This window comes from Amycolatopsis thermoflava N1165 (genome assembly GCF_000473265.1).
Taxonomy (GTDB): domain Bacteria; phylum Actinomycetota; class Actinomycetes; order Mycobacteriales; family Pseudonocardiaceae; genus Amycolatopsis_E; species Amycolatopsis_E thermoflava.
Map to the genome: position 1 here is coordinate 6,260,200 of NZ_KI421511.1, position 23,760 is coordinate 6,283,959.

The window sequence follows — 23,760 nt, forward strand, 5'->3', positions numbered from 1 at the left end:
CGTGCTGAGCGGATGCGGCTGCCACTCTCGGCGGAGGTCATGAAGGCCACCGCGGAGAAGCACGGGGTGTGCGTGCGGCCGTTCACGATGGAGGTCGGCGACCCCGACACCGGTGAGCTGCGGTATGTGGCGGTGCCGTGCGGCTCGACGGTGGAGAGCGTCTGCGCGCCGTGCGCGAAGAAGGCGAAGGCGTTGCGGATGGCGCAGTGCCGGGAGGGCTGGCACCTCACTGAGGAACCGGACTTCACCCCGACCCCTCCGACACCCGAACAGAAGGAGCTGATGGAGTTCCGCGCCGATCTGGTGGCGCAGTATCGGGACGCGGTCGAGCACGGGGAGGAGGGCCAGGCCGACGAACTGCGGGAGGAGATCCGCGGGGTCGATGAGGAACTTCGGCAACTCGGCGTGCGCGGCCGCCTGCCCTCGCCGGACCTGCCGGGCAAGCGGCCGGTGAAGCGGTCGACCAAGCGGCGGCAGGACGCGCCGAACCTGCCGCGGAAGAAGGTCGCCAAAACGACGGTGGGCCGGGAGTACGCGGGCAAGTTCCGGCCGTCGATGTTCGTGACGCTGACCTGCGACACCTACGGGCGGGTGCGAGAGGACGGCACCCCGGTCGACATGGCGAGCTACGACTATCGGCGGGCGGCGCGGGATGCGGTGCATTTCTCGTCGCTGGTGGATCGGTGGTGGCAGAACCTCCGCCGGGTCGTGGGCTGGGATGTGCAGTACTTCGCGACCGTCGAACCCCAGAAGCGCACCGCCCCGCACCTGCACGCGGCATTGCGGGGGGCGATTCCGCACGAGGTGCTGCGGCAGGTCACCGAGGCCACCTATCACCAGGTCTGGTGGCCGCCCCATGACGAGCCCATCTACGGCGGGGATCGGCTGCCGGTCTGGGATGCCCGGGCGAAGGGGTTTGTCGATCCGGAGAAGCACGAGCCGTTGACGCCGTGGGAGGAGGCGGTGGAGGAGGTCGAAGAACCCGCCCACGTGGTGACCTTCGGGCGGCAGGTGCACTCCAAGGGCATCCTCGGCGGCACCGAAGAAGCCGGACGCCACATCGGCTACCTGACCAAATACCTCACCAAGTCCACCGGCGAAGTGGTCGAAGCCACGAGCGCCCGGCAGCGGGAACACCACGACCGGCTCCACGCCGAACTCGCCATCACCCCGTGTTCGCCCCGCTGCGCGGTCTGGCTGCTCTACGGCATCCAGCCACTCGGCGCGACCAGCAAGACCACTCCGGGGCACTGCAAGGGCAGGGCGCACCGCAGGACCACGCTCGGGCTCCCCGGCCGGCGCGTCCTGGTCTCCCGCAAGTGGTCCGGGAAGTCCCTGGCCGACCACAAGGCCGACCGGAAGGCGTTCGTGCGGGACATGCTCGCGAACGTCGGCATCGTCAAACCCGAGGAAGACACCTCGCGCCTGATCTGGCGCAAAGTCCAACCCGGCGACCGGGACGCACCACCACGGGCGCACCTGCTCATGCGGGCCATCGCAGAACGGATCACCTGGAAGGCCGAGTACGACCGGGCGCTCCTCGCCGCAGGCCCACCCGCAGGCATTCCAGAAACTTCGGCAACTCGGCTGGCGGCGTAGGCGGAGGGGGACATGCAGAAGAAGTATCTGACGGTCGAAGAGGCCGGTGAGTACCTGAACACGGGGGTTCGGTTCGTGCGGCGGTTGATCGCCGAACGGCGGATCGCGTTTCACAAGATTGGCGTTCATGTTCGGCTGGCCGTCGACGACCTGGAGGCGTTCGTGCAGGCAGGTCGCGTCGAGCCGGTCGAGGTGCGCTGGTCCGGCGGGAGGGCTGCTTGATGGCGAGCAGCAAGGGACGCCGGAGGTTCGGCAAGGTCCGGAAGCTGCCTTCGGGCCGCTGGCAAGCGTCATTCATCGCGCCGAACGGAAAGCGGCAGTCCGCGCCGAACACGTTCCGGACGAAGACCGATGCTGATCGCTGGCTCGTCGGGGTCGAGGCCGACATCAGCCGCGGGGCCTGGCTGGATGACAAGCTCGGCCGGGAAACGTTCGGCAATTACGCCGATGCCTACCTCCGGGACAACCCGGACGTGGGTGACCGCTGGGAGGAGACGTGTCGGCGGAACATGCGCCTGCACATGACGGAGCTGCTTGACCTGCCGTTGATCGCGATCACCCCGCCGGTCGTGCGGAGCTGGTACGGCAAGGCGCTGGCGGGGACGGGAGGGAAGACCTCCATCGCTCAGTCGTACCGCTTCCTGCGAGCCGTGATGAACCAGGCGAAGCGGGACGGGGCGATCCAGGTCAACCCGTGCCAGATCCCTGGCGCTGGGTCCGACAAGGCCAAGGAACGGGGGATCGCGACACCGGGTCAGGTGGCCGAGCTGGTCGAGGCGATCACTCCTCGATACCGGGCGGCCGTCCTGCTCGCTGCCTGGTGCGGGCTGCGGCGCGGGGAGGTGTGCGGGCTCCGGACCGAGGATGTGGACCTGACCGCCGGTGTGATCACGGTGCGCAAGAACAGGGTGGAGCTGCTGGAGAGCCCGAAGAAGTACGACAAGGACCCCAAGACGGATGCCGGGCGGCGGGAGATCGCGTTTCCTCCGCATCTCAAGCCCTACCTGGTCGAGCACATGACCAAGTGGGCGGGGGCGGAGCGGTTCTTCGTCGGCCGCGATGGTCAGCCGATGCGGGGCAACGCGGTCTACCAGGCGTTCGTCCGTGCCCGGAAGCGCGTCGGTGTGGACGTGTCCTTCCACGACCTGCGCCACACCGGACAGACGCTCGCCGCGAGCACTGGCGCGACGCTGGCAGACCTCAAGAAGCGCCTCGGGCACTCGTCGGCAGCGGCGGCGCTCCGGTATCTCCACGCGGTCGAGGGGAGGGACAAGGAACTGGCCGGGGAGCTGAGCAAGTTGGCCGAACGGGGCGACGCGATCAAGCTTCCGAAGACCATCATCGTGAAGCACTGATTGGGGCACGCGGGGTGCACGAACCGGCCGTGCACCCCGCATGACCAGCGGAAACATCTGCGCCTGAAAAGCGGAAGGTCGCCGGTTCGACCCCGGCCCTGGCCACCTTCCGAAAACCGCTCCGATGCACGTCGGGGCGGTTTTTTCGTGTTCATGGTCGCACCACTGGCCGGTGGTGATCTTGGTTGCGGAGCTGCACGCCAGTGCGATTCCGCCACGGCGAAGGGTTTTGGCGTGGGCTACTGGCGAGGTCGTCGAGTCCTCGCCCGGTGTCTACCAATGGCGCTGCCCGTAGTTCTCCCGTACCGCACAGCGGCGACACCGTGTTCGGGGCCCGTCGTGCGACTACGGAGCGTCAGCGGCGCCGCGTAGGGTGGGCGTGCTATGGACTCGCCCGCGGATCTCAACCTCGTCGTCTTCCAGGTCAACGGCAGGGATGACGACCTGCTCCACGGGGCCGCCCCGGCGCGGGCCGAGGACGCCGTTCGTCAGGCGTGGCGCCAGGTGCGCGAACAACGCGACGTCCAGGCGAGCGAGGTCACCCGCATCCACAGCACCTGGCAACCCTCCCGGGTGGACCGCGTCTTCCTGGCCGGCACGTTCCCCCGCGCCGAGCGCACCCACGACTTCGACCGGCCGGCGGGCGACGACTGGAGCAAGGCCATCGAAGCGGCCCGCGCGGCCGAGGACAACTTCGTCGAGACCGAACGGGACGGCGAGTGGCTGCCCATCCTGCACACCTACGACGGCCCGCTGAAGCTCTACGCCTCCCTCCCGCTCGTCGACAGCCGCCTGCACCTCGGCTTCGCCAGGACGACGATCACCCCCGCCGGCCGGATTGGCATGTCCCACCTGCTCAAGAACCGGTTCGAGGCGATGACCGGGAACGAGTGGCAGGAACTGCTCGACGAAGCGTGCGGCAACCTCGCGCGCGGCCTCCTCTTCGGGGTGCACGACGACGAGCAGAAGGGACGCCTGGTCACGGTTGAGCGCGGCGACGACAACCTGTGCGCGGCTTCGGCGATCGTGCTCGGCCAGTTCCGCGACAACGTCGCCCACCACGTCGGCGAGGACCGGCTGGTCGTCGGGCTGGTCAGCCCGGACCACATCTACGTGGCGGGCGCGAGTTCCGGCTGGGTGGCGGAGATCGAGGACTGGGTGCGCACCTCGCCCGACACGAGCGGCGACCTGGTGCCGACCGTCCTCCTGATCGACGGCGCCGGCAACATGGAGATCATCGCCGAGCGGCCCACCGGGCGCGCGCCCGCCGACGCGACCGTCTGACCGGTCAGCGGGCCGCCACCCAGGCTTTGAGGCCGTCCAGGAACCGGTCCACCCCGAACGCGAGCGCGGCGGGCAGTGCCTCGCCGTCCCCGAGGTCCTCGGCGGACTCGGCAGCTTGCACGGCGGCCAGCGCCGGGTAGTCCGCCGGGTTGATCAGCTCGCCAAGAATCTGCGTCAGTTCGGCTTCGCTGCGCGGAAAACCGTCCTCGGTCTTGTGCGTGCTGTGCATGCCGAGGCTGATCTGGGCGACGCCGCGCACCACCGCGGTCAGGTGCAGCGCCGCCGCGCGGGCCTGGCCGCCGACCAGCCCCGCCTTCAGCAGGGGCCGCCGCAGACGATCCAGCCACGTGCCCGACGGGCAGCGGGTAGTAGAGGTCGTTGTCCGGCGGCGGTTCCAGCCGGGACCGGGCGGGGTCGAAGGTCAGGGCGGTAACCGAGAAGGCCAGGACCGCCACCATGCCAGATCTGGCCCGCGTTCCGGGCTAAACACCCACGCGGGCACCGCATCACCGGGCGGATCTACGTCTTCGCGGGCGCACTGCCGGCGGGCCTGCTCGGGCTGTACATCGGGTGGCACGCCGCGGCCGGTCCCTCCGGCCGCGGCGCGAACCTCGTCGGATCCGCGCTGTGGCTGGCGGTCAAGGCCACCGGGTGGCGGATGGCCCGTCGGCGCCGTTTCGGCGATCACCGCAGGTGGATGGCGCGCAGCTTCGCGCTCGCGATGTCGATCGTGCTCAGCCGGGTCGTCAACGTCGTCGCCACGATCGTCCTGACGCCCCAGGTGGACACGACCTTCCTCGGGAGCGCGGAGCTGATGACCTACAGCGCCGCGAGCATCGGGGTGTGGCTCAGTCCATTCCTCCTGTGGGTGGTCGCGGACCTGCTGCTGGAACGCCGCGATCAGGGCCTGGTCAGGAAGAAGTAGGCGTAGCGCTCGTCCAGTTCGTTCTCCGGCACCAGTTCGATCGCCTCCGGCCGGAAACCCACCCTGGCGGCCAGCTTCCAGAACTCCGGGATCGCGTAGGTCGTCATCTGCGACGGGCCCGTCCGGTACGAGCGGCGGCGCGGCCGGGTCAGCCACCGGCCCTCGTCGTACTTGATCTGGATCAAGGCCAGCCCGCCGGGAGCGAGCATGCGGTGCGCGAGCCGCAGGATGCGTTCGCCGTACTCGGGGGTCGGCAGCACCTCGAAGACGTAGAGGCACAGGAACACGTCGCACGGCCCGGGGATCTCCCGCAGCGCCGCTTCCGGGTCCGGGACGTCGACGGCGACGCCGCGGAACGGGGTGTCGCACACCGCCTTCACCTGCTTTTCGCACTCCAGCAGGCTTTCCGTCGAGATGTCGACGCCGACGAATTCCGTCGCGTGCGGCGCGAAGTGCACCGCGTTCGCGCCGCCGCCGCAGCCCCACTCGACGACCCGGTCCCACGGGCGGTCGAAACCGGCCATCCGCGCGCCGCGGCGGAACATGTCCAGGTGCCGCCTGCCGATCTCCTGCCACGGCACCTTCTCGCCGAACACCGGGGCGTCCGCCCAGTGCGAGTTGTCCTTCCAGTCCACGTCGGACCGGTCGGACCAGAAGGACTGCGCATCGGCGGCGATGCGGCGTTCGGACTGCGTCAGGCCGATGGTGGCGAGGCCGCGATGCCACGCGGCGAGTGCGAGCGAGACCGCGCGGCGTCTTCGTTCGGACATATCGGTCATCCTGCCGGATTCACCCGTTCCGCGGGAGCCTCGTCGACCACGTGGTGCGGGATCCCGAGCACGGCGTGGTCGGCGTACCCGAGCGCCTCGGCGACCAGATCGGCCAGGTGGTCGCTCGTGATGCGGTAGAGCATCCGGCGGCCGTCCCGCCGTGCCCGCACCAGGCCGGCCAGCCGCAGCCTGCCGAGGTGCTGGGACACCGACGACCGGGACGCCGCCACCTGCGCGACCAGGCTGGACACGTCCTGCTCCACCGACAACAACCGCAGCAGGTGCAGCCGCGTCGGGTCGGCCAGGTGGCCCAGCACCTCCGCCGCCACCCGCAGCCGGGCCGGGTCAGTTGTGTCGTCATGCGCGCGCATGCTTGCATGATGCCATGCGAACTCCGCACGGACACGGACACAGCCACGGGCACGGACACGGCCACCGATCGCGGCGGTTGCGGCACCTCGTCACGCCGCACAGCCACGACAGCGCCGACCGGTTCGACAGCGCGCTGGAGACCAGCAGGCGCGGGATGCGCACCCTGGTCTGGTCGTTCCTGGCGCTGTTCGTCACCGCGGCCGCGCAGCTGGTCGTCGTGTTGTTCACCGGCTCGGTCGCGCTGCTGGGCGACACCATCCACAACTTCGCCGACGCGCTCACCGCGGTCCCGGTCGGCATCGCCTTCGCGCTCGGCCGCCGCGCCGCCACCCGCCGGTTCACCTACGGGCTGGGCCGGGCCGAGGACCTGGCCGGCGTGGTCGTCGTGCTGATCATCGCGTGCTCGGCGGCGCTGGCCGGTTACGAGGCGGTCCGGCGGCTGATCGAGCCGCGGCCGGTCACCGGGCTGTGGGTGGTGGCCGCGGCAGGCGTGATCGGATTCCTCGGCAACGAACTGGTCGCGCGGTGGCGCATCACGGTCGGCAGGCAGATCGGCTCCGCGGCGCTGGTCGCGGACGGGTTGCACGCGCGCACCGACGGGTTCACCTCGCTCGCGGTGGTGCTCGGCGCGCTCGGCGTCGCGCTCGGGTTCCCGATGGCCGACCCGATCATCGGGCTCGTGATCACCGTCGCGATCCTGCTGGTGCTGCGCGACGCCGCGAAGGAGGTGTTCCGGCGGCTGATGGACGCGGTCGATCCGGCGACCGTCGACCTGGTCGAGCGGGCCGCCCGGTCCGTCGACGGGGTGCGCGCGGCGCGGGACGTGCGGGTGCGGTGGATCGGGCACAGCCTGCGCGCCGAGCTGGCGGTGGCCGTCGACCCGGCGCTGACCGTCACCGCGGCGCACCACCTCGCGCACCAGGTGGAGCACCGGCTGACGCAACGGGTGCCGCGGCTGACGGCGGCGGTGGTGCACACGGAGCCGGCGCTGGGTGCGGAGGGGGCGCACGAGCTGGTGGGGCCGCGGTAGCGGGACGAGCGGTTCGGGGGCGGATGTCGGCGCTGCGGGGCGCCTTGGCGGGGCGCGGTGGCTGGATGTGGTGGGTTCTGGGGGTGGGTCGGTTCGTGGCTGGGTGGTGGTACTGCGGGGTGGGGCGCCTTGGCGGGGCGCGGTAGTTGGATGCGGTGGAGTCCTTGGGGTGGGGAGGTTCGCGGTTGGGTGGTGGCACTGCCGGACGGGGCGCCTTGGCGGGGCGCGGTAGTGGGCGGTGGTTTCCAGCGGTGGGCCGATTTGCAGGTGGCGAATGGCACTGCGACTCGAGGCGTCTCTGAAGCGCGCGGCACTGGGGCGCGGTGGTTTTCCTCGCGGTGGGCGGGTTTGCGGTAGGCAGGATGGGCTGGCGCCGTGGCGGGCCTCCGCGGGCGGTTGGAGCGCGTCGGTCGTGGTGAGCCTCGAAGCCGGTGAAGAACTGCGCAGGCTCGCGGCGGACATCCAATTGATGTGATGATCGTCACTTGTTCTGCACATTGATCATCTGTATTGTGCTTCTTTGGCGCAGTGGACATCGAGCACATTCGACAAGAACTGGCCACCTTCCAAGGCTCCCGGATCGTCGAGGCGAACGGGGACGTCTTCGCCATCTACGACCCCCGCGGCGACCTGCCGCCCCAGCGTCAGATGCCCTGGGCGACCATCGTGACCTCGGACAACCCGTACGACAACACGTCGAACCTGGACCGCCCCGGGGTCTTCCGCCTCAACATCGGGCTGACCCGTGACCGCTTCAAGGAAGTCGTGCCGGACGGGGACTACGACGTCACCGCCCTGGACGTCCTGTTCCCGCACCCGCTCTACGGCGGCCAGCACTGGGTCTGCGTGATCAACCCCGACGAAACCTGGCCGCAGGCGCGGAAACTCCTCGACGAGGCCTACGAGTTCGCGGTCCGCAAGTTCGACAACGCGGAGCGCCGGCGTCGGTAGCCTGCCCCCATGGACGTACGGCGCCGGCGGGTGGCGGCCCAGCTCTTGGACCGGTCGAAAACACCGACGCTCGTCGACGCCGTGCGCCACCTCCTCGCGGTGCAGGCCCAGGAACCGACGGCTTTCCCGCTGGCGCTGCGGGCCCGGGTGCCCGGCCTGACGGCCGCCGAGCTCGACAACGCCCGCCGGGACGCCACGCTCGTCCGCTGCTGGGGTCCGCGCGGCACCCTGCACCTGATCGCCCGCGACGACCTGCCCTGGCTGTTCCCGCTGGTGAAACCGAATCCCGTCAACTCGCTCCGGCGGCTCAAGGAACTCGGCGTCGACAACCCCGACGCCTCGCGAGCCGCCAAGGCCCTCGACGGCCGCGGCCCGCTCACCAAGACCGAACTCGGCGACCGCACCGGGACCGAAGGGCAGGCGACGGTCCACCTGGCGATGCTCGCCGCCGCGCGCGGGCTCGTCGTGCTCGGGCCGGAACGCGGCGGCAAGCCCACCTACGTCCACGCCGGCGACTGGCTGGGCGCACCCTTGCCGACCGAACCCGGCGACACCGCCCTCGGACAGCTCGTCGCCCGCTACCGGGCCGCGCACGAACCAGCCGGGCCCGCGGACCTCGCCGCCTGGTCCGGAATCCCCGTCACCAGGCTGAAATCCCACTGGCGGGAGTCCACAGTAGACGGCGAAGAGGCGGGCGACACGGTCCGCCTCATCCCGGCCTTCGACGAGTACCTCCTCGGGTGGCGCACCCGGGACCACGCCGTCGCCCCGGAACACCGCAGGCTCGTGCACCCCGGCGGCGGCATCGTCAGGGCTGCTGTCCTCGTCGACGGCCGCGTCGCGGGCACCTGGACCCGCACCGGCGGCCGCGTCGAGGTTCAGCCCTTCGAAGACCTGCCGGACCTGACCGCGGAAATCGAGGACCTGCGCCGGTTCGACGGAAAATGAGTCGATCACCGCGACCGGCGCCGGCTATGCTGCCGGGCGTGAACAGCCCCGAGTCGGACAGAGGCGAGCGGATCACCCGCTGACCCTGTTTTCTCCGACTCGGGAGCTTTGTCATGCCCTTTGCCGTCTACCTGCTCGGGCTCGCCGTCTTCGCCCAGAGCACCTCGGAATTCATGCTGTCCGGCCTGGTCCCGGACATCGCCGCGGACCTGGACGTCTCGATCGCCGCCGCGGGATACCTGACCTCGGCGTTCGCGGTCGGGATGATCGTCGGCGCGCCGCTGCTCGCCATCCTCGCCCGCCGCTGGCCGCAACGCCGGGCGGTCACCGCGTTCCTCGTCGTGTTCGCCGCCGCGCACGTGCTCGGCGCTCTCACCTCCAGCTACGCCGTCCTGCTCGTCACGCGGATCGTGGCGGCGCTGGCCAACGCCGGGTTCTGGGCGCTGGCCACCACGGTCGCCGTCGCGCTGGTCGCGCCGGACGCCAAGGGCCGCGCGATGTCCGTCGTGATGGGCGGGGTCACGCTCGCCTGCGTCGCGGGCGTTCCCGGTGGCGCCGTGCTCGGCCAGGCGTGGGGCTGGCGCTCCGCGTTCTGGGCCGTGGCCGCGCTCGCCGTGGCGGCGACCGTGGCGGTGGTGCGCACCATCCCGGTGTCCAAACCGGACACCGAGGCGACCGCCGTCCGGCCGCTGCTGCGCCGTCCGTTGCTGCTGACCTACGCGACGAACGCCCTCGTCCAGGGCGCGACCTTCTGCACGTTCACCTACCTCGCGCCGCTGGTCACCGAGGTGGCCGGGCTGTCCGAGGCGTGGGTGCCCGCGACGCTCGTGTTGTTCGGCATCGGCGCGTGCGTCGGCATCGTGTTCGGTGGCCGCGTCGCCGACGCGCGGCCGCGCACGGTCCTGCTGACCGGCACCGCAGCGCTGACCGTCGGCTGGGTCGCGCTCGCGCTGAGCGCGGCCAGCCCGGTCGTCACGCTCGTTCTCGTGTTCCTGCAAGGGATGCTGGCGTTCGGGCTGGCGCCGGCGCTCACCGCGCGGGTGTTCTACCAGGCCCCGGGCAACGCGCTGGCCGGCGGCTTCACCACGGCCGCGTTCAACGTCGGCAACACGCTCGGCCCCGCGCTGGGCGGGCTCGCGCTCGACGCGGGTCTCGGGTTCCGCTCGCCGGTCGTGGTCAGCGCGCTGCTCATGGTCGTGTCAGTCGCGCAGGTGTACGGCCAGGTCCGACCGGCCAGGCGCGAGGTCGGCGCGTAGCACCAGGTCCTGGTCGTAGTCGCCGCGGTTCTGGTGGCGGAACGGGATCGGCTCCGCGCTCTCCAGGGTGCGGAGCCGGTCCCGCAGTCCGGCGACCGCCGCGTCGAACCCGGCCTCGTCGAGGCGGTCGGCGCTCAGCACGGCGAACGGCGGCAGCGGCGAGATGCCGGTGTACCAGAAAGTGCCGTGGTGCAAGGGGAACAGCAGGTCGTTCAGTTCACCGTGGACACCACGCGGACCGATGCTGGACGGCCGCGCACCGATCGTCGTCACCACCATCGCACGCTTGCCGGTGAGCTTGCCGTCGCCGTACCGCAGGACCGTGCCGTCCTCGTCGGCGATCCCGTAACCGAGGCCCTTCACGAAGACCCGGTCGAACCAGCCCTTGAGGATCGCCGGCAGCCCGTACCACCACATCGGGAACTGCACCACGATCGCGTCCGCCCAGTCGAGTTTTTCCTGCTCCGCCCTGATGTCGGCGGGCAGGCGGCCGGACTCGTACGCCTCCTGCGAGGCCGAGGCGACCAGCATCCGCTCGGCCGGGTCGTGCTCGAAGTCCCCGTAGTCGACCACCGGGTTCCACTTCATCGCGTACAGGTCCGACACCCGGTAGGAGTGGCCGAACTCGTCCAGCGCCTTCAGCCCCTCGTCGCGCAGCGCGGCGTTGAGCGAGCGTCCCTCCGGGTGGGCGAAGATCCACAACACGTTCATGTCACCAGGCTCCGCCGTCACCGCGCCCGCGACGAGTGGCCCGATGGTCAGCATGTGTCAGGATCGGGCCATGACGGTTTTCGCGAACGACGGCAGGCACCGGGTGGCCGTGCTGGTCCGCGACGGTCTGCTGCCGATCGAGGTCGGGATCGTGCACCGGCTGTTCGGGCAGGCCAGGGCGGGTGGCGGGCCGCTGTACGAGGTGCTCACCTGCACCCTCCACCCCGGCGTGGTGCGCACCGACGCCGACTTCACGGTCAACGTCGAGCACGGCCTGGACGCCCTCGCCGAGGCCGACACGGTCATCGTGTCCTCCTCCGACGAGGACTACGGCCCGCAGCCCGGCGGCCCGCTGCAGGGCCCGCTCGCCGACGCCTTCGCGGCGATCGAACCGGGCACCCGCATCGCCTCGATCTGCAGCGGCGCGTTCGTCCTCGCGGCGGCCGGACTGCTCGACGGCCGCCCCGCCACCACGCACTGGCAGTCCGCCGACGACCTGCGCACCCTGTACCCGCGCGTTCAGGTCGACCCGAACGTCCTCTACACCGAGTCCGGCAACGTCCTGACCTCGGCCGGCGTCGCGTCCGGCATCGACCTGTGCCTGCACATGATCCGCCGCGACCACGGCGCCGCGGTGGCCAACGAGGTCGCGCGCGGCACGATCGTCGCGCCGCACCGCGAGGGCGGCCAGGCCCAGTACATCCCCCGGCCGGTGCCGCAGCCGACGGTGTCCTCGACCGGCGCGGCGCGGGCGTGGGCGCTGGAGAACCTGCACCGTCCGCTGACGCTGCGGCAGCTCGCCGCGCGCGAGTCGATGAGCGTGCGCACCTTCACCCGCCGCTTCCGCGAGGAGGTCGGCCTCTCGCCGGGGCAGTGGCTCACACAGCAGCGGGTCGAGCGCGCCCGCCAGCTGCTGGAGGAGACCGACCTGCCGATCGACCGGGTCGCCGAGGACGCCGGGTTCGGCAGTGCCGGTTCGCTGCGCCAGCACCTGCAGGCCGCGCTCGGCGTGTCACCGAGCGGCTACCGCTACACCTTCCGCGGCAGCCGCGCCGAGGATCAGGACCACAGCTCGGCGGCCGGGAGCGGCCGGCCCAGGTAGTAGCCCTGGGCCTGGTCGCAGCCGAGCCGCTTGAGGATCTCCAGCTGCTTGGCGTTCTCCACACCCTCCGCGACGACGGTCAGGTGCACGGCGTGGGCCATCGCGATGATGCTCGTGACGATCACCTCGGCGTCCCCGGACTCGCCCAGCCCGGTGATGAAGGACCGGTCGATCTTCAACGTGTCCAGCGTCAGCCGCTGCAACTGCGCCAGCGACGAGTACCCGGTGCCGAAGTCGTCGATCGCCAGGCACACCCCGAGCTCACGCAGCGCGGCCAGCGTCTTGCTGGTGACCGTGGAATCCCGCATCAGCGCGCTCTCGGTGATCTCCAGGCACAGCGCGTCCGCGGGCAGCCCGGTCACCGCCAGCGCCTCCTCCACGGCCAGGACCAGCGCCGGGTCGTCGAGCTGGCGGGTGGACAGGTTGATCTTGAGCCCGACCTTCGCGCCCTCCGCCCGGCGGGCCGCCACCTCCCGGGTGGTCTCCCGCAGCATGTGCGAGCCGAGCAGGTTGATCAGGTCGCTCTCCTCGGCCAGCGGGATGAACTCCGCGGGCGAGATCGGCCCGTGCACCGGGTGCGTCCAGCGCAGCAGGCCCTCGACCGCGACCATTTCGTCCGTGCGCAGGTCGACGACCGGCTGGTAGGCGGCCCACAGGCGGCCGTGCCGGACCGCGTCGCGCAGGTCCTGCTCCAGCCGCAGGCGCCGCTGCATCCGCATCCGCAGCTCGACGTCGAAGAATTCGTAGCGGCCCCGGCCCAGTGTCTTCGCGTGGTACATCGCCACGTCCGCGTCGCGCAGCAGCTCGTCGGCCTCGCGCTGGTCGCCGGGGCCGGTCAGCACGATCCCGATGCTCGCGTCGACGTGCAGGCGGCGCCCGTCGACCGAGATCGGCGTGGTCATCGCGTCCCGGATGTGGTTGGTCAGCGCGCGCACCCCGGACTCGTCGTGCACGCCGAACGCGATCACCACGAACTCGTCCCCGCCGAGCCGACCCACCACGTCCCCGGCGCGCACCGCGTGCCGCAGCCGCTCGCCGGCGATCTGCAGCACCCGGTCGCCGATCGTGTGACCCAGCGAGTCGTTGATGACCTTGAACTTGTCCAGGTCGATGAACAGCACCGCGGTGGTGCCGTAACCCTCCTCGTGCAGGGCCGCGTTGAGCCGCTGCAGCACGAGCGTGCGGTTGGCCAGCCCGGTCAGCGGGTCGTGCGTGGCGTCGTGCGCGAGCCGCTCGCCGATCGCCTTGCGCTCGGTGATGTCGCTGAACGACAGCACGAACGCCGAGGAGGCCATGTCCTCCGGGTTCATCGCCCGGCAGGACACCGACAGCCACACGATCCGGCCGTCCGCGCGCTTGGCCCGCATCACCCGGCCCTGCTGCGGCTCGCCGCCGCGGCGCAGCTGCGCGGACGGGTACTCCGACGGGTCGAGCCGCCGCCCGTCCTCGTCGTAGAGCGGCCAGGCGTCCGGCGGCGCGCCGATCAGCTCCGCCTCGGTCGCGCCGAGGATGTGCTCGGCCGCGGGGTTCGCCGACATCACCCGGCCGTTCGGGCCGATCACCAGCACACCCTCGTCCAGGGCCGCGACGACCGTGCTGAACTGGCGTTCCGCGCGGCGGCGGGCGGTCTCGTCCGCGCACACCAGCACGTAGCCGTCGTCCATCTCGGCCGCCGACACCCGCACCGCCAGCGCGGACCCGTCCGCGGCGCGGTGGGTCGCCTGCGCGACACCGCCGTGGGCGAGCACGTCGGCCGGGTCGAGCGGCGCGCCGACCAGCCGCCCGACCTCCTGGCCCAGCGCGTCGGCCGCGCGCCAGCCGTAGATGTTCTCGGCGGCCGGGTTCCAGCTGGTCACGCGGCCCCGCGCGTCGGTCGCGATCAGCGCGTCGCTGACGTGCTGCACGAGCGCGGCCTGGTAGCGCAGCGCGGCCTCGGCGGCCTTCTGCGCGCTGACGTCGCGCATGATCACCTGGAAGGCCGGCTTGCCCTCCCAGGTCGTGCGCACCGACACCGACTCCACGGTGATCCGTTCGCCGTCCAGCCTGGTCAGCACCGCCTCCGCCGGCTCGGACGTGGCGCCCGGCTCGTTCAACCCGGCGATCCGGCGCAGCATCGACGGCACCGACGGCGGGTCCACGAAGTCGGTGATCGGGCGCCCGATCAGCTCGGACGCGGTGACCGCCCCGACGAACCGGACCGCGGCCGGGTTGGCGTAGGTCAGCACGCCGTACTGGTGCACGACGATGCCGTCCGGGCTCAGCTCGACCAGCAGGCGGTAGCGGTCGGCGAGGTCGGCCAGCTCGCGGCGGTCCTCGTGCCGGTCCGTGACGTCCGTGGCGATGCCGAAGAGCCCGCCGTCGAACGTGCGGGCGCGGAACCGGATCCACCGCGAGTCGCCCGCCGGCGTCTCGTAGGGCTGCTCCAGCTCCAGGTCATGCCACACCGGCGCGGTGCGGGCGGCCAGCATCAGCGGCTCGACCAGCTCGGCGAGCTTGGCGCGGATCTCCGCGTCGGGCGCGCCGGGCAGCGCGAGCAGGCGGTCGAGGCCGGGCCGCCAGGTGAGGACGTCGTCGGCGAAGCCGAAGGACCAGATCACGGCGCGATCGGCGGACAGGGCCAGGTCGATCACTTGTTCATGATCGACGGACAGGCCGGCCACGCCTTCCCCGGGGTTGGCGTTTGGCTCCATCTTCCGTCCGATCCGCCGAGCATCTTCTGCTGTCCGATTACACCATTCGGCCGCTTCACCGTGGTCCTTGCGCACCAATCTCCGGCAGCGGACTGCGCTCGGTTATGCCCTTCCGGCTGCTCGACGTTGGCTTGGAACGAGTCCGTTCCTCGGGACGGATCGTAGAGGCAATGACGAAGGAGGGGCGAGTGCGATGGACTCGCGGCAAATGGCAATCTGCGGAATCGGAGCGGTCACCGGCTACGGCTGGGGTCGCGAGCACCTGTGGGACGGCCTGACGTCCGGCAAGCCCGCGGCCGGGCTGGAAGCCGGGTACGGCGCCCACCCGGACGAACCCGGCTGGGTGGCGAAGGTGACCGACGGCGGTAATCCGATGGACGGACCGAGCCGGTTCGCGCGGGCGATGCGCGCCGCGGCCAGGGAGGCGATCGCCGACGCGGGGGAGCGCGGCTGGCAGCCCGGGAAGCGCGTCGGACTCCTGCACGCCGTCGTGCTCGGCGAGGTGGACCTCTGGCGGGAGTTCTACCTCGACCGGGGCCGTGACCTGCGGCCCCGCGAGTACCTCGGGCTGATGCCGTCCACCCCGATGTCCACCTTCATGCAGGAGTACGGGTTCCACGGCCCGGCGATGAACGTCTCGGCGATGTGCGCCTCCGGCAACGCCGGGCTGCTCACCGCCAAGGCGTGGCTGGACGCCGGCATCGTGGACGACGTGGTGTTCGTCGCCACCGACATCTCCGCGACGCCGGAGAACGTCCTGCACTTCGTCCGGCTCGGGGTGGCGGTGACCGACACCGAGCCGCTCGAGGCGTGCCGTCCGTTCCAGGAGGGCAGCCGCGGGTTCCTGATGGGCGAGGCGTCGGTCGCGTTCGTGCTGTCGCGGAACGCGACCCGCCCGTACGCGGTCACCCTCGGCGGTGCGATGACGCACGACGGGTACCACGTGACCTCGGTCGACCCGGACCTCGGCCAGGTCCGCGGTTGCTTCCGGGACGCGCTGGTCAACGCCGGGGTGCCCGCCGCCGCGGTGCGCTACCTCAACGCGCACGGGCCGGGGACCAAGCAGTGCGACACCGCCGAGGCGACCATCCTCGAAGAGGAGTTCGGGCCGTCGACCGGGGTGTACTCGGTCAAGCCGCTCGTCGGGCACTGCCAGGGTGCGGCCTCGGCGGTGGAGGTGTCGGTCGCTGCGCTCGGGTACGACCGCGGGTACGTCCCGGCGCCGCCCGCGGTGGCCCCTGGGCACCCGCAGCTGCTCACCGGCCGGGTGCCGATCGGTGACGGCCTGACCGTGAAGTCGTCGCTCGGCATGGGCGGCCACAACTCGGTCGTCGTGCTCGGCCCGCCCGCCTGATCGCGGCCTCCGCCCCGCGGCCGGCAAGGGGGTTGCCGCGGGGCGGAAGGCGGGCTTGTGCGCGGTGGTGCGCTGTCCGAAGATCGGGGCATGACTGTGCGCACGACACCGCCGTTCCGCGCCGATCACGTGGGCAGCCTGCTGCGGCCCGCCGAACTCCACCGGGCCCGCGAGGACTTCGCCAATGGCGCCATCGGCGCCGACGACCTGAAGGCCGTGGAGGACAGCGCCATCCGCGACGTCGTCGCGATGCAGCGCGAGGTCGGGCTGCGCTCGGCCACCGACGGCGAGTTCCGCCGCGCCTCCTGGCACATGGACTTCATCTACGCCCTCGACGGGATCTCCCGCAGCGACGAGAGGCTGCACGTCAAGTTCCACAACGCGGCCGGGGACATCGAGTTCAGCCCGGCCGGGCTGAAGGTCGACGGCAAGGTCGGGCTGTCCGGCACGATCTTCGGTGACCACTTCGCGTTCCTCAAGTCCATTGTGGACGAAACCCAGACGCCGAAGCAGACCATCCCGTCGCCCAGCATGATCTACTACCGGGGCGGCCGCCGCGCCGTCTCCGAGCAGGTCTACCCCGACCTGGAGGAGTTCTACCGCGATCTGGCCGCCGCGTACGCCAAGGAGATCGCCGGGATGGCCGAGCTGGGCTGCACCTACCTGCAGCTCGACGACACCAGCCTCGCCTACCTCAACGACCCGGCGCAGCGGCAGCTCGTCGCGGAGATGGGCGGCGACCCGGACAAGCAGCACGTGCGCAACATCAAGACGATGAACGCCGCGCTCGCCGGCCGCCCGGAGGGGCTGACGGTCACCACCCACCTGTGCCGCGGCAACTTCCGCTCCTCGTGGGTGGCCTCCGGCGGGTACGACTTCGTCGCCGACGCACTGTTCAACGAGCTGGAGGTGGACGGCTACTTCCTGGAGTTCGACGACGAGCGCTCCGGCGGGTTCGAGCCGCTGCGGTTCGTGCCGAAGGGCAAGTACGTCGTGCTCGGCCTGGTCACCACCAAGCGCGGCGAGCTGGAGTCGGTCGACTCGCTGCGGCGGCGCATCGACGAGGCGGCGCGCTACGTCGACCTGGACCAGCTGTGCCTGTCCGGGCAGTGCGGGTTCTCCTCAACGGAGGAGGGCAACGACCTCACCCAGGACGAGCAGAAGGCGAAGCTGGAGCGGATCGTCGAAACCGCCGAGCTCGTGTGGGGCCGTTAACCTGGGCTGATGCGGCACACATCGGCGCAGGCGCCCTCGGTCGTCGACCGCGTGCTGGACGTGCTGGCCGCGTTCACCCCCGAGCGCCCGGCGATGACGTTGTCCGAGCTGAGCCGCCGCACCGGGCTGCCGTTGTCGACCACGCACCGGCTGGTCGGCGAGCTGGCGCGGCGCGGGGCGCTGGAACGGCAGGACGACGGGCAGTACCGGGTCGGGCTGTGGCTGTGGGAGGTCGCGTCGCTGTCGCCGCGCGGGCCGGTGCTGCGTGACGCGGCGATGCCGTTCCTGGAGGACCTGTACGAGGCCACGCACGAGAACGTGCAGCTCGCGGTGCTCGACGTGCCGGATGTCGTCTACGTGGAGCGGATATCCGGGCGCAACGCGGTGAGCATCGTGTCCCGCCCCGGCGGGCGGCTGGCCGCGCACGCGACCGGCGTCGGGCTGGTGCTGCTCGCGCACGCGCCGTCCGACGTGCAGGAACAGGTGCTGGCCGCGCCGCTGCGCCGGTACACCCCCAAGACGATCACCGGGGCCGACGAGCTGCGCCGGGTACTGGCCGACGTGCGGCGCGACGGATACGTGATCAGCGACCGGCAGGTGGAGATGGTGTCCCTGTCCGTGGCGGCGCCGGTGTACGGGGCGGACGACGCGGTGGTGGCGGCGATCTCGATCGTCATCCCGGCCGCGGGGCCGGATCCGAGATCGATGGTGCCGGCCGTGCGCGCGGCGGCGCGGGGGATTTCGCGGACGCTGGGGGCGCCGCGAGCCTTACGGCAGCCCAGCTGAGTCCGCGGTGATCTCGGGGGCTGGCGCTCCAGCAGCCCAGGCGCGCCCCCGGGGCGCTGCGGCCTTGCTGAGCCACTAGGGGTGGCTGGGTCCGGCGTGTGATGCCGGTGCCCCGTGGGGCGCTGCCGCGCACCTGCGTGCCCGGGCGCCGCGGCTCAGTTGTGCCCCGGCTCGGCTGCTCCGCGTGTCAGCTGGTCCGGCGGGCCGGCGCGATGCCGGTCAGCAGGCGGCGCGTGCGGTCCGGCGCCCACTCCGGCAATCCGGCCACGATGTCGCCCAGGGACTCCGCCGCCAGGCTGGCCCGCCAGGCCTCGTGGGCCTCCGCCATCTTCGCGGCCAGCACGCACGTGTCACGGCAGTCCTCGGGCGGCAGCGCGCCCCTGCCCCGCTGCCGGATCTCCCGGCACTCGTACGGCGCGGACGCCCCATCCACCGCCTCGACGATCTCCAGCAGTGTGATCTCCGACGCGGGCCTCGCCAGCCGGAAGCCGCCGCGGGGGCCGGTCGTCGCCGTCAGCACACCGGCCCGGACCAGCGCCTTCAGCTGCTTGGCGAGGTAGGGCGCCGGCAGGTCGAAGTACTCCGCGAGCTGCGCCGTCGACGCGGTGGACCCGGGCTCGAGCTGCGCCAGCGAGGTGGCGCAGTGCAGAACCCACTCGGTGCTCGATGGCAGCTTCACAACCCCAGTGTATCTCCGATATTATGGACCTAAGAAATCCACAATAGGAGGAAGCATGCGAATCGCAGTCGCCGGCGCCACCGGCAACATCGGCAGCCGCACCGTGGCCGCGCTCGAGCGGGACGGGCACGAAGTGGTGCGGATCAGCCGCTCGCTCGGGATCGACCTCGCCACCGGCGCGGGCTTGGACGACGCCCTGACCGGCGTCGACGCGGTCGTCGACGCCCTCAGCGCACCGCCGATGAGCAGAGACGAGACGGTCGCCTACTTCGGGAACGCCACGCGCAACCTGCTCGCGGCCGAGGAACGCGCCGGGGTGCGGCACCACGTCCTGCTGTCGATCCTCGGCGTCGACCGCGTCGAGGGCAACGCGCACTACGCGGGCAAGCGCGAGCAGGAGGGCCTGGTCGCCGCCGGCCGGGTGCCGTGGTCGATCGTCCGTGCCGCCCAGTTTCACGACTTCGCCGAGATGGTCGCGGGCTGGGGCGAGCAGGACGGGGTGGTGACCATCGCGCCGCTGCTGGTGCAGCCGATCGCCCCCGCGGACGTGGCCGCCGTGCTCGCCGAGGTCGCCACCGGCGAACCGCTCCGCGACCGCCTCGACCTCGCCGGCCCGGATCCGCAGGACCTCGTCGACATGGCGCGCCGCACGTACGCGGCGCGCGGCCGGTCGGCGAAGTTCGTGCCGACCTGGTCGGGCCTGTTCGGGCCGGAGATGGCCGGTGAGGTGATGCTGCCCGGCGAGGGCGCCCGGCTCGCGCCGACCTCGTTCGACGACTGGCTCGCCGGGCAGCACTGAGCTCCCGCTGAGTGGAAGCCCTGCTGGCCCACGGCCCGGGCCGACCCGCATGCTGGGTGCCGGAACAGCGGAGTTTGGAGGACGCAGTGACGCGCACACAGGTCGGGATCATCGGCGCCGGGCCGGCCGGTCTGCTCTTGTCGTACCTGCTGCACGCCGAGGGTGTCGACGCCGTGGTCCTCGAGACGCGCAGCCGCGCCTACGTGGAGAAGCGGGTGCGCGCCGGGGTCTGCGAGCACCCGACGGTCGAGCTGCTGCGGGAGATCGGCGTCGGCACGAGGTTGGATGCCGAAGGCCTGCCGCACCACGGGTTTTCGCTGCGGTTCGACGGGCAGGACCACCGCATCGCGCTCACCGAGCTGACCGGCAAGTCGATCACGGTGTACGGGCAGCAGGAGATCGTCAAGGACCTGATCGCCGCGCACGAGGCCAAGGGCTACCCGATCCGGTTCGAGGTCAGCGACGTCGAACTGCACGACGTGGACACCGACAACCCGCGCATCACCTACCGGGACTCCGACGGCGCGGCGCAGACCCTGGCGTGCGACGTGATCGCCGGGTGCGACGGCTTCCACGGCGTCAGCCGGCCGACGATCCCCGCAGACAAGGTCAAGACCTTCGACCGCGAGTATCCGTTCGCCTGGCTGGGCGTGCTGGCGCAGACCCCGCCGTCGCACGAGGAGCTGATCTACACCCACCACGAGCGCGGGTTCGCCCTGCACAGCATGCGCTCGCCGGAGATCACGCGGCTCTACCTGCAGGTGCCCAGCGACGAGAAGATCGAAAACTGGTCCGACGACCGCATCTGGTCCGAGCTGGACGTCCGGCTCACCACGAACGCGCACGACTTCGTGCTGCGCGAGGGGCCGATCCTGGACAAGGGCATCACGCCGATGCGCAGCTTCGTCACCGAACCCATGCAGTACGGACGACTGTTCCTCGCCGGCGACGCGGCGCACATCGTGCCGCCGACCGGGGCGAAGGGCATGAACCTGGCCGTCGCCGACGTACGCGTGCTGTCCCGTGCGCTGGTGGAACTGTTGCAGCACAAGCGGAGCGAGCTGGCGGAGTCCTATTCGGACACCTGCCTGCGGCGCGTGTGGCGGGCCGAGCACTTCTCCTGGTACATGACCTCGATGCTGCACGTGGACCCGTCGGCGGACGACTTCACCCGGCGGCTCCAGCTGTCGCAACTGCGGTACACGGCGTCGTCCCGCGCCGCGGCGACGAGCGTGGCGGAGAACTACGTGGGGCTGCCGTTCGCCTGGACGAGTAATGCGTAAGTGTGGGTGGTGACCGGAGAGGGACGAAGGGTATCCAGGATCCGTTTGTGACGACAGACCTGGCGGGCCGGCGCCGAACAGGCAGACCGCCGAAGCTGACGCCGAGCTGGTCACCCTGGCCGTGGGTCAGGCGCTGCTGGGGTTCACCTCCGAGGCCCGCTGGCTGCGGTTCCTGCCCGCCCGGATGCCCGGCGCGTTCCGCTACCTGCCCAGCCAGTCCGGCTACAACCGTCGGCGTCCGCATCGCCCAACGCCACGGTTCTCGATCTGGCCGGGTTCGGGAGCCGCGTCCAGAAGCGCTCACCGAAGCGGTCGGGCTGCCGTTCGCCTGAAGCGGAAACGTCAACCCCGGGTTGACGGCCCAAGATCGTCAACCTAGGGTTGACGCATGACCAGTTCAGTCCGCCTCGACGACTTGATCGAGGCCATCAAGCGGCAGCACCCGGACTCCGACCCGCTCCAGCAGCTCTCCGACGCGGTGCTCCTCGGCGAGCACCTCGGCGACGTCGCCGACCACCTGATCGGCCACTTCGTCGACCAGGCGCGGCGGAGCGGCGCGTCGTGGACGGAAATCGGCGCCAGCATGGGCGTCTCCAAGCAGGCGGCGCAGAAGCGGTTCGTGCCGAAGGATTCCCCCGGCGCCGGCCTGGAGGCGTTCAGCCGCTTCACCGAACGCGCCCGCCGGGCGATCGTCAACGCCGAGAAGGTCGCGCGGGGTGCGGGCAACGAGCAGATCGAGACCACGCACATCCTGATCGGCGTGATCGGCGAGCGGGACGGGCTCGCGGCGAAGGCGGTGGAAAACCTCGGCGTGACACCGGAATCGGTCGGCGAACGCGTCAACGCGACCCTCCCGCCGCCGGTGGACGGCGAGCTGCCCGCGCACATCCCGTTCAGTGCCGGCGGCCGCAAGGTCATCCAGCTCACCGTGCGGGAAGCCTTGCGGCTGGGGCACAACTACGTCGGCACCGAGCACATGCTGCTCGCCCTGCTCGACCAGGCCGAGGGCCCGGCCTACGACGTGCTCACCGAACTCGGGATCACGAAGGACGCCGTCGAGGGGCAGATCCGGGAGATGCTGCGGGGCATGTTCCCGGACGCGTGACGGGCGCCGCGCGGGCGCCCGTCACGCGCCGATCAGGGCCGGCCGCTTCCGCGCCACCACCCTCGACGGCGACGCTTCGCGTCCAGCTATGCCTCAACCTCGGGACGGCCGTCCTCGGCCCAGCGGGTGTGGAACGAGCCCTCCCGGTCGACCCGGCGGTAGGTGTGCGCGCCGAAGAAGTCGCGCTGCCCCTGCACCAGGGCGGCCGGGAGTCGCTCGGCGCGCAGGCCGTCGTAGTAGGCCAGCGCGGTCGAGAAGCCCGGCGTCGGGATGCCCAGCCGCACCGCGGTGGAGATCACCGACCGCCACGAGTCCTGCGCGTCCTCGACGGCCTTGCGGAAGTCGCCCGCGGTGAGCAGCGTCGGCAGGCCCGGCTCGGCGGCATAGGCGGAGCGGATGTCGTCCAGGAACTTAGCCCGGATGATGCAGCCGCCGCGCCAGATCGCGGCCAGCGCGCCGAGGTCGATGTCCCAGCCGTACTCCGCGCCGCCTGCCTGGATCTGGTTGAAGCCCTGCGCGTAGGCGACGATCTTCGACGCGTACAGCGCGCGCTCGACGTCATCGGCGAAGGTCTCCGCCGCCGCGCCGGTCAGCGGGGCACGCGACGGGCCGGGCAGGCCGCGGCTGGCCGTGCGCAGGTCCGCGCTGCCGGACAGGGACCGCGCGAACACCGCCTCCGCGATGCCGCTGATCGGCACGCCGAGGTCCAGGCCGATCTGCACGGTCCAGCGGCCGGTGCCCTTCTGCTCGGCCTGGTCGGTCACCACGTCGACGAACGGCTTGCCGGTCGCGGCGTCGGTGTGCGCCAGCACCTCGGCGGTGATCTCGATCAGGTACGAGTCCAGCCTGCCGGTGTTCCAGGTCCGGAACACCTCCGCGATCTGCGCGGGCTCGTACCCGAGCGCGCCGCGCAGCAGGTCGAACGACTCCGCGATCAGCTGCATGTCGGAGTACTCGATGCCGTTGTGCACCATCTTCACGAAGTGCCCGGCGCCGTCCGGGCCGATGTGGGTGCAGCACGGGTCGCCGTCGACCTTCGCCGAGATGCTCTCGAACAGCGGCCCGAGCGACTCGTAGGACTCCTTCGATCCGCCCGGCATGATGCTCGGCCCGTGCAGCGCGCCCTCCTCGCCGCCGGAGACGCCGGTGCCGACGAAGTGCAGTCCGCGCTCGCGCAGGGCGGCCTCGCGGCGCCGGGTGTCGGCGAAGTGCGCGTTGCCCGCGTCGACGATCACGTCGCCCTCTTCGAGCAGCGGCGCGAACTCCTCGATGACCGCGTCCGTCGGGGCGCCGGCCTTGACCATGATCACCAGCTTGCGCGGCCGCTCGAGCGCGTCCACGAACTCCTGCGCGGAGTAGGTGGGGATGAATTCGCCTTCGTCGCCGAACTGCTCCACCAGGTCGCGTGTGCGCTGTTCCGAGCGGTTGTGCAGGGCGACGGTGTGCCCGTGCCGCGCCAGGTTGCGCGCCAGGTTCCGGCCCATGACGGCCAGGCCCGTGACGCCGATGCTCGCCTTCTTGCTCATGCGCAGCCTTCCCTCTCGAA

The 23,760-nt window shown here is 71.4% G+C and carries 24 protein-coding genes and 1 pseudogene; 18 read left to right on the forward strand and 7 right to left on the reverse strand.

Annotation, left to right across the window (positions count from 1 at the left end; translation table 11 throughout):
- Nucleotides 1-12: 12 nt before the first annotated feature.
- The 4 genes from AMYTH_RS0130930 to AMYTH_RS46020 all read left to right on the forward strand — a co-directional run bounded on the left by AMYTH_RS0130930 (nt 13) and on the right by AMYTH_RS46020 (nt 4,238).
- Complete coding sequence (locus AMYTH_RS0130930; RefSeq protein WP_037322805.1) at nt 13-1,599, forward strand: replication initiator; 1,587 nt, start codon at nt 13-15, stop codon at nt 1,597-1,599.
- A 12-nt stretch (nt 1,600-1,611) separates the two neighbouring features.
- Nucleotides 1,612-1,821 carry an excisionase family DNA-binding protein gene (locus AMYTH_RS0130935; protein WP_027933489.1) on the forward strand — a complete coding sequence of 70 codons (210 nt, stop codon included), beginning with the start codon at nt 1,612-1,614 and terminating at the stop codon, nt 1,819-1,821.
- Nucleotides 1,821-2,954 carry a site-specific integrase gene (locus AMYTH_RS0130940; RefSeq protein ID WP_027933490.1) on the forward strand — a complete coding sequence of 378 codons (1,134 nt, stop codon included), beginning with the start codon at nt 1,821-1,823 and terminating at the stop codon, nt 2,952-2,954. The genes AMYTH_RS0130935 and AMYTH_RS0130940 overlap by 1 nt, the downstream gene beginning before the upstream one ends.
- A 384-nt stretch (nt 2,955-3,338) precedes the next feature.
- Nucleotides 3,339-4,238, forward strand: coding sequence for a hypothetical protein (locus AMYTH_RS46020; RefSeq protein ID WP_051362867.1), 900 nt, complete (start codon nt 3,339-3,341; stop codon nt 4,236-4,238).
- A 4-nt stretch (nt 4,239-4,242) separates the two neighbouring features.
- On the opposite strand, the gene AMYTH_RS46025 is transcribed toward AMYTH_RS46020, so the two are convergent.
- The gene (locus tag AMYTH_RS46025) at nt 4,243-4,500 is read right to left on the reverse strand and encodes a hypothetical protein (RefSeq protein WP_027933491.1); all 258 of its coding nucleotides are present in this window, start codon (nt 4,498-4,500) and stop codon (nt 4,243-4,245) included.
- A 201-nt stretch (nt 4,501-4,701) separates the two neighbouring features.
- Between AMYTH_RS46025 and AMYTH_RS46030 the strand changes: the two genes are divergently transcribed.
- The gene (locus AMYTH_RS46030; RefSeq protein ID WP_228685329.1) at nt 4,702-5,163 is read left to right on the forward strand and encodes a DUF2306 domain-containing protein; all 462 of its coding nucleotides are present in this window, start codon (nt 4,702-4,704) and stop codon (nt 5,161-5,163) included.
- Here the strand turns inward: AMYTH_RS46030 and AMYTH_RS0130960 are convergent.
- Entirely contained in the window at nt 5,139-5,933 is a 795-nt protein-coding gene (locus tag AMYTH_RS0130960) for a class I SAM-dependent methyltransferase (RefSeq protein ID WP_027933492.1), read from the reverse strand. The genes AMYTH_RS46030 and AMYTH_RS0130960 overlap by 25 nt on opposite strands.
- Before the next feature lie 5 nt (nt 5,934-5,938).
- On the reverse strand, nt 5,939-6,304 hold the full coding sequence (locus AMYTH_RS0130965; protein ID WP_037322807.1) for an ArsR/SmtB family transcription factor: 366 nt from the start codon (nt 6,302-6,304) through the stop codon (nt 5,939-5,941).
- A 14-nt stretch (nt 6,305-6,318) separates the two neighbouring features.
- Here AMYTH_RS0130965 and AMYTH_RS0130970 point away from each other — a divergent pair, with 14 nt between their 5' ends.
- The 5 genes from AMYTH_RS0130970 to AMYTH_RS0130985 all read left to right on the forward strand — a co-directional run bounded on the left by AMYTH_RS0130970 (nt 6,319) and on the right by AMYTH_RS0130985 (nt 10,490).
- The gene (locus AMYTH_RS0130970; RefSeq protein ID WP_027933494.1) at nt 6,319-7,335 is read left to right on the forward strand and encodes a cation diffusion facilitator family transporter; all 1,017 of its coding nucleotides are present in this window, start codon (nt 6,319-6,321) and stop codon (nt 7,333-7,335) included.
- Nucleotides 7,336-7,609: 274 nt separating this feature from the next.
- The gene (locus AMYTH_RS51255; RefSeq protein ID WP_410468324.1) at nt 7,610-7,810 is read left to right on the forward strand and encodes a DUF6228 family protein; all 201 of its coding nucleotides are present in this window, start codon (nt 7,610-7,612) and stop codon (nt 7,808-7,810) included.
- Nucleotides 7,811-7,863: 53 nt separating this feature from the next.
- Nucleotides 7,864-8,286 (forward strand): DUF6194 family protein, encoded by a 423-nt coding sequence (locus AMYTH_RS0130975; protein ID WP_027933495.1) that lies wholly within the window; start codon nt 7,864-7,866, stop codon nt 8,284-8,286.
- Between the two features lie 9 nt (nt 8,287-8,295).
- Complete coding sequence (locus AMYTH_RS0130980; protein ID WP_027933496.1) at nt 8,296-9,234, forward strand: winged helix DNA-binding domain-containing protein; 939 nt, start codon at nt 8,296-8,298, stop codon at nt 9,232-9,234.
- A gap of 113 nt (nt 9,235-9,347) precedes the next feature.
- Nucleotides 9,348-10,490, forward strand: a complete 1,143-nt coding sequence (locus AMYTH_RS0130985) for a Cmx/CmrA family chloramphenicol efflux MFS transporter (protein ID WP_027933497.1) — start codon at nt 9,348-9,350, stop codon at nt 10,488-10,490.
- Here the strand turns inward: AMYTH_RS0130985 and AMYTH_RS0130990 are convergent.
- The gene (locus tag AMYTH_RS0130990; protein ID WP_027933498.1) at nt 10,434-11,201 is read right to left on the reverse strand and encodes an NAD(P)H-dependent oxidoreductase; all 768 of its coding nucleotides are present in this window, start codon (nt 11,199-11,201) and stop codon (nt 10,434-10,436) included. The two genes, AMYTH_RS0130985 and AMYTH_RS0130990, sit on opposite strands and share 57 nt — an antisense overlap.
- A gap of 70 nt (nt 11,202-11,271) precedes the next feature.
- On the opposite strand from AMYTH_RS0130990, the gene AMYTH_RS46035 reads away from it, so the two are divergent.
- On the forward strand, nt 11,272-12,303 hold the full coding sequence (locus tag AMYTH_RS46035) for a GlxA family transcriptional regulator (protein ID WP_323807244.1): 1,032 nt from the start codon (nt 11,272-11,274) through the stop codon (nt 12,301-12,303).
- On the opposite strand, the gene AMYTH_RS0131000 is transcribed toward AMYTH_RS46035, so the two are convergent.
- The gene (locus AMYTH_RS0131000) at nt 12,261-14,993 is read right to left on the reverse strand and encodes a sensor domain-containing protein (protein ID WP_027933499.1); all 2,733 of its coding nucleotides are present in this window, start codon (nt 14,991-14,993) and stop codon (nt 12,261-12,263) included. The genes AMYTH_RS46035 and AMYTH_RS0131000 overlap by 43 nt on opposite strands.
- A gap of 193 nt (nt 14,994-15,186) precedes the next feature.
- Between AMYTH_RS0131000 and AMYTH_RS0131005 the strand changes: the two genes are divergently transcribed.
- The 3 genes from AMYTH_RS0131005 to AMYTH_RS0131015 all read left to right on the forward strand — a co-directional run bounded on the left by AMYTH_RS0131005 (nt 15,187) and on the right by AMYTH_RS0131015 (nt 18,348).
- Entirely contained in the window at nt 15,187-16,347 is a 1,161-nt protein-coding gene (locus AMYTH_RS0131005; RefSeq protein ID WP_027933500.1) for a beta-ketoacyl synthase N-terminal-like domain-containing protein, read from the forward strand.
- A 90-nt stretch (nt 16,348-16,437) separates the two neighbouring features.
- Nucleotides 16,438-17,562 carry a 5-methyltetrahydropteroyltriglutamate--homocysteine S-methyltransferase gene (locus AMYTH_RS0131010; protein ID WP_027933501.1) on the forward strand — a complete coding sequence of 375 codons (1,125 nt, stop codon included), beginning with the start codon at nt 16,438-16,440 and terminating at the stop codon, nt 17,560-17,562.
- A 9-nt stretch (nt 17,563-17,571) separates the two neighbouring features.
- Nucleotides 17,572-18,348, forward strand: a complete 777-nt coding sequence (locus AMYTH_RS0131015) for an IclR family transcriptional regulator (RefSeq protein ID WP_020418264.1) — start codon at nt 17,572-17,574, stop codon at nt 18,346-18,348.
- Nucleotides 18,349-18,535: 187 nt separating this feature from the next.
- Here the strand turns inward: AMYTH_RS0131015 and AMYTH_RS0131020 are convergent, their stop codons facing one another.
- Entirely contained in the window at nt 18,536-19,027 is a 492-nt protein-coding gene (locus AMYTH_RS0131020) for an RrF2 family transcriptional regulator (protein ID WP_027933502.1), read from the reverse strand.
- A gap of 55 nt (nt 19,028-19,082) precedes the next feature.
- On the opposite strand from AMYTH_RS0131020, the gene AMYTH_RS0131025 reads away from it, so the two are divergent.
- The 4 genes and pseudogenes from AMYTH_RS0131025 (at nt 19,083) to AMYTH_RS0131035 (ending at nt 22,214) form a co-directional block, all read left to right on the forward strand.
- Nucleotides 19,083-19,826, forward strand: coding sequence for an SDR family oxidoreductase (locus AMYTH_RS0131025; RefSeq protein WP_027933503.1), 744 nt, complete (start codon nt 19,083-19,085; stop codon nt 19,824-19,826).
- An 86-nt stretch (nt 19,827-19,912) separates the two neighbouring features.
- Nucleotides 19,913-21,109, forward strand: coding sequence for a 4-hydroxybenzoate 3-monooxygenase (gene pobA, locus AMYTH_RS0131030; RefSeq protein WP_027933504.1), 1,197 nt, complete (start codon nt 19,913-19,915; stop codon nt 21,107-21,109).
- A 94-nt stretch (nt 21,110-21,203) separates the two neighbouring features.
- A pseudogene (locus AMYTH_RS51325) lies at nt 21,204-21,344 on the forward strand (IS982 family transposase); the annotation flags it as partial.
- A 153-nt stretch (nt 21,345-21,497) separates the two neighbouring features.
- Entirely contained in the window at nt 21,498-22,214 is a 717-nt protein-coding gene (locus AMYTH_RS0131035) for a Clp protease N-terminal domain-containing protein (RefSeq protein ID WP_027933505.1), read from the forward strand.
- An 86-nt stretch (nt 22,215-22,300) separates the two neighbouring features.
- On the opposite strand, the gene gndA is transcribed toward AMYTH_RS0131035, so the two are convergent.
- A complete protein-coding gene (gndA, locus tag AMYTH_RS0131040) occupies nt 22,301-23,740 on the reverse strand; it encodes an NADP-dependent phosphogluconate dehydrogenase (RefSeq protein WP_027933506.1) in 1,440 nt (479 codons plus the stop codon).
- Nucleotides 23,741-23,760 lie beyond the last annotated feature (20 nt).

What these genes read in the sequence shown, in the direction of transcription:
- AMYTH_RS0130990 (WP_027933498.1), bottom strand. Translation starts at nt 11,201, where the DNA reads ATGAACGTGTTGTGGATCTTCGCCCACCCGGAGGGACGCTCGCTCAAC.
- AMYTH_RS46035 (WP_323807244.1), top strand. Translation starts at nt 11,272, where the DNA reads ATGACGGTTTTCGCGAACGACGGCAGGCACCGGGTGGCCGTGCTGGTC.
- AMYTH_RS0131000 (WP_027933499.1), bottom strand. Translation starts at nt 14,993, where the DNA reads ATGGAGCCAAACGCCAACCCCGGGGAAGGCGTGGCCGGCCTGTCCGTC.
- AMYTH_RS46020 (WP_051362867.1), top strand. Translation starts at nt 3,339, where the DNA reads ATGGACTCGCCCGCGGATCTCAACCTCGTCGTCTTCCAGGTCAACGGC.
- AMYTH_RS0130940 (WP_027933490.1), top strand. Translation starts at nt 1,821, where the DNA reads ATGGCGAGCAGCAAGGGACGCCGGAGGTTCGGCAAGGTCCGGAAGCTG.
- AMYTH_RS0131010 (WP_027933501.1), top strand. Translation starts at nt 16,438, where the DNA reads ATGACTGTGCGCACGACACCGCCGTTCCGCGCCGATCACGTGGGCAGC.
- AMYTH_RS0130935 (WP_027933489.1), top strand. Translation starts at nt 1,612, where the DNA reads ATGCAGAAGAAGTATCTGACGGTCGAAGAGGCCGGTGAGTACCTGAAC.
- AMYTH_RS0130960 (WP_027933492.1), bottom strand. Translation starts at nt 5,933, where the DNA reads ATGTCCGAACGAAGACGCCGCGCGGTCTCGCTCGCACTCGCCGCGTGG.
- AMYTH_RS0131035 (WP_027933505.1), top strand. Translation starts at nt 21,498, where the DNA reads ATGACCAGTTCAGTCCGCCTCGACGACTTGATCGAGGCCATCAAGCGG.
- AMYTH_RS0130970 (WP_027933494.1), top strand. Translation starts at nt 6,319, where the DNA reads ATGCGAACTCCGCACGGACACGGACACAGCCACGGGCACGGACACGGC.
- AMYTH_RS0131015 (WP_020418264.1), top strand. Translation starts at nt 17,572, where the DNA reads ATGCGGCACACATCGGCGCAGGCGCCCTCGGTCGTCGACCGCGTGCTG.
- AMYTH_RS0130985 (WP_027933497.1), top strand. Translation starts at nt 9,348, where the DNA reads ATGCCCTTTGCCGTCTACCTGCTCGGGCTCGCCGTCTTCGCCCAGAGC.
- AMYTH_RS0130980 (WP_027933496.1), top strand. Translation starts at nt 8,296, where the DNA reads ATGGACGTACGGCGCCGGCGGGTGGCGGCCCAGCTCTTGGACCGGTCG.
- gndA (WP_027933506.1), bottom strand. Translation starts at nt 23,740, where the DNA reads ATGAGCAAGAAGGCGAGCATCGGCGTCACGGGCCTGGCCGTCATGGGC.
- AMYTH_RS0130965 (WP_037322807.1), bottom strand. Translation starts at nt 6,304, where the DNA reads ATGCGCGCGCATGACGACACAACTGACCCGGCCCGGCTGCGGGTGGCG.
- AMYTH_RS0131025 (WP_027933503.1), top strand. Translation starts at nt 19,083, where the DNA reads ATGCGAATCGCAGTCGCCGGCGCCACCGGCAACATCGGCAGCCGCACC.
- AMYTH_RS0130930 (WP_037322805.1), top strand. Translation starts at nt 13, where the DNA reads ATGCGGCTGCCACTCTCGGCGGAGGTCATGAAGGCCACCGCGGAGAAG.
- AMYTH_RS0131005 (WP_027933500.1), top strand. Translation starts at nt 15,187, where the DNA reads ATGGACTCGCGGCAAATGGCAATCTGCGGAATCGGAGCGGTCACCGGC.
- AMYTH_RS51255 (WP_410468324.1), top strand. Translation starts at nt 7,610, where the DNA reads ATGGCACTGCGACTCGAGGCGTCTCTGAAGCGCGCGGCACTGGGGCGC.